The sequence below is a fragment of the Protofrankia symbiont of Coriaria ruscifolia genome, assembly GCF_900634745.1.
GTDB classification, from domain to species: Bacteria; Actinomycetota; Actinomycetes; order Frankiales; family Frankiaceae; genus Protofrankia; species Protofrankia californiensis.
The window spans coordinates 1-2,007 of sequence record NZ_CAAAFR010000133.1; the positions used below are offsets into that span (position 1 = coordinate 1).

Annotated in this window: 4 protein-coding genes; 3 read left to right on the forward strand and 1 reads right to left on the reverse strand. The window is 68.1% G+C overall.

The window, feature by feature from the left end; genetic code table 11:
• Window positions 1-192, reverse strand: a 192-nt coding sequence (locus tag CV1CTNOD_RS25780; protein ID WP_207386466.1) for a hypothetical protein, incomplete at its 3' end; no start/stop codon positions are given.
• Window positions 193-243: 51 nt separating this feature from the next.
• Between CV1CTNOD_RS25780 and CV1CTNOD_RS15205 the strand changes: the two genes are divergently transcribed.
• The 3 genes from CV1CTNOD_RS15205 to CV1CTNOD_RS25785 all read left to right on the forward strand — a co-directional run.
• Window positions 244-963: a DUF433 domain-containing protein gene (locus CV1CTNOD_RS15205; protein ID WP_131786741.1), complete on the forward strand. Its 720-nt coding sequence runs from the start codon at window positions 244-246 to the stop codon at window positions 961-963.
• The gene (locus CV1CTNOD_RS15210; RefSeq protein ID WP_131786742.1) at window positions 938-1,399 is read left to right on the forward strand and encodes a hypothetical protein; all 462 of its coding nucleotides are present in this window, start codon (window positions 938-940) and stop codon (window positions 1,397-1,399) included. The genes CV1CTNOD_RS15205 and CV1CTNOD_RS15210 overlap by 26 nt, the downstream gene beginning before the upstream one ends.
• Before the next feature lie 297 nt (window positions 1,400-1,696).
• Window positions 1,697-2,007 (forward strand): hypothetical protein (locus CV1CTNOD_RS25785; protein WP_207386467.1); only part of this gene is annotated, 311 nt, incomplete at its 3' end.

The window sequence follows — 2,007 nt, forward strand, 5'->3', positions numbered from 1 at the left end:
GTCTTTGGGCAATCGGGCCGACCCCTGGTCCGCACCCGAGTTGCACATGCCGCACGGCTCGGACACCGACCACCGCACCGCCGGACCCTTGTTGACGATGCCGACCCGATCCAGCCCCAGAGAAACTGCGGCAGCACGGCTCGCCGTGGCTTCCTCCCCGGCGTCGTCGAGCCAGCAAGGAGCTATGATCATGGTGTTGCGCGGCAGGGACCTTCGGATCCAGCAGGCTTGAGAGGAGGCGCGATGATTCAGGATCGCAGCCGTTTCGACCTGCCCCTGTACAGCGTCGCCGAGGCTGGCCGGCACCTAGGCGTGCCGACGTCGACCTTCGCGAACTGGGCCTACGGCTACACCCGGCACGCACCGGGCCGCGCCCCGGTCCATGGTGAGCCGATCGTCACCGTGCTGCCCCGTCAGCGCCATGGCACGTCCGTCGTGCCGTTCATCGGGCTTGCCGAGGGGATGATCCTGGCGGCCATCCGAGCCGCTGGAGTGCCGCTACAGCGGATCCGCCCCGCGTTGGCCCGCCTGTCCGAGCAGTTGGGGATCGAGCACGTCCTCGCCTCACGCGCCCTGTACACCGACGGTGCCGAGGTCCTCTACGACTTCGCCGAGAGCCAGGGCGACACGCCCGAAGCACGCGGAGCCCGGGAACTAGTCGTGGTGCGCAACGGGCAGCGGGTGTTCGGGGAGATCGTCGAGTCCTACCTCCGGCTGGTGGAGTTCGCCTCCGACGGCTACCCCCGGCTCATCCGGCTACCGCGGTACGAGCCCGGCTCCGTCATCGTCGATCCCCACCGTGGCTTCGGCCAGCCGATCTTCACTCACGGCGGCGCCCGCATCGAAGACGCCCTGGGCCGCTTCCACGCCGGCGAAGCACTCGCCGAGGTGGCGGAGGAATTCGGCGTGCCTCTCCCTGACCTTGAAGGCGCCGTCCGTGTCGCAAGCAAAATCGCCGCCTGATGACTCGACAGGCCGCCACCCTGCCGGGCTTCCGCACGTCTTCATCGACCGCAGCCTCGGCCGCATCGCCGTCCCCCGGCTGCTCCGAGACGCCGGGCTACGGCTGACCACGCTCGCCGAGCACTACGGCATCCCACAGGACGAGGACATCGCGGACGTCACCTGGATCGAGGACACGGCCCGCCTCGGCTGGGTCGTGTTCATGAAGGACGCGCGTATCCGCTACCGCCCCGCCGAACAGGAAGCCGTCCTGACACATCACGCGCGATGCTTCTACATAACCCGGCAGGACCTACCGGGTGCCGCGATGGCACAGCGGCTGCTCTCGAACCTGCCCGCGATCACGACCGCCTGCACCGAAGCAGGCCCTTTCATCTACGCCGTCCACGCCACGGAAATCCGCAAAATGGACATCAGCTCACCCCGGCCCCGGTAGTGCCTCCTCCCCACCATCGACCGGAGTCGCACCATCCGTGATTCAGGTCGACGCCAGTCAGCCCCGTCTTCCGTCGCTTGATGTGTGTAACCCGGAGATGGTACCGATCGTGTCCGAATGTATGCGCTGCGCTGATAACGATCGTGAGGTCCATACGCCCATCGGGTGGTGACGCAGAGTCAACGCGGACGGTTGTTCGATGTGTGTCTGGTTCGCCCAGTGTGCTGGCGGTTGTGGGTGTGATGGCTGGGGCGGGTTAGATGGTGCGGACGGTGAGTCTGCTGCTGCGAGGTGTCTATGTCCGGGGGGCGGGGGTCTCAGCGTCTGGTGGTGGTGCTCGCGGGCTGCGCGGTGGTGTTGGCGAACGCGGGTGCGGCGTTGGTCAATGTGGCGTCGGGTCGGGACCGGTGGCCGGGGGTGTTGGACCTCGCGCGTGCTCATCCGTTTTGGTCGGCCGGGGTGGTGAGTCTGCTGGCGGCGGGGGCGGCGGTGCGCTTGCAGGAGGGGGCGTCGTCTGCTGGGGTGGGGCCGCCTCCGCTGATCGAGCCGCCGGGTTGGGTGGTGGGTCGGCCCGTTGAGTTGGGTCAGGTGGTCGCGGGGTTGCGTCG

Excerpts from the sequence above, each read along its gene's own strand:
- CV1CTNOD_RS15205 (WP_131786741.1), top strand. The coding sequence starts at position 244 with ATGATTCAGGATCGCAGCCGTTTCGACCTGCCCCTGTACAGCGTCGCC.